This window comes from Streptomyces fildesensis, from assembly GCF_016107395.1.
GTDB lineage: Bacteria > Actinomycetota > Actinomycetes > Streptomycetales > Streptomycetaceae > Actinacidiphila > Actinacidiphila fildesensis.
Window position 1 is genome coordinate 1 of the sequence record NZ_JAAIKO010000190.1, and the last position, 448, is coordinate 448.

Below are 448 nucleotides of genomic sequence, written 5' to 3' on the forward strand. Positions count from 1 at the left end.
GTCTTCCTCGGCCTGGACGTCGGCAAGGGCAACACCACGCCACCGCCGCGACACCAGGTGGGAAGAAAGCCTTCGACAAGCACCTGCCCAACACCGAACCCAAGCTCCGCGAGCTGTTCGCGAAACTCCAGGCCAAGCACGGGACCGTGCTCGTCGTGGTCGATGAGCCGGCCTCGATCGGGGCCCTGCCGCTGGCGGCCGCGCGGGACATGGGCTGCCCGGTCGCCTATCTGCCGGGGCTGACGATGCGGCGGATCGCCGACCTCTACCCGGGCTAGGCCAAGACCGACGAAGGACACGTTCATCATCGCGGACCCATCCCACGCCCTCACCCACACTCTGCGGGCGATCGACGGCGAGGACGCAACGATCGCCGAGCTGGGAATGATCGTCGGGTTCGACGACGACCTGGCCGGCGAAGCGACCCGGGTCGCGAACCAGCTGCACG

At 68.5% G+C, this 448-nt stretch carries 1 pseudogene; it reads left to right on the forward strand.

Features of this window, described 5'->3' with window-relative positions:
* Window positions 1-448, forward strand: a pseudogene (locus C6N31_RS42535) (IS110 family transposase); the annotation flags it as partial.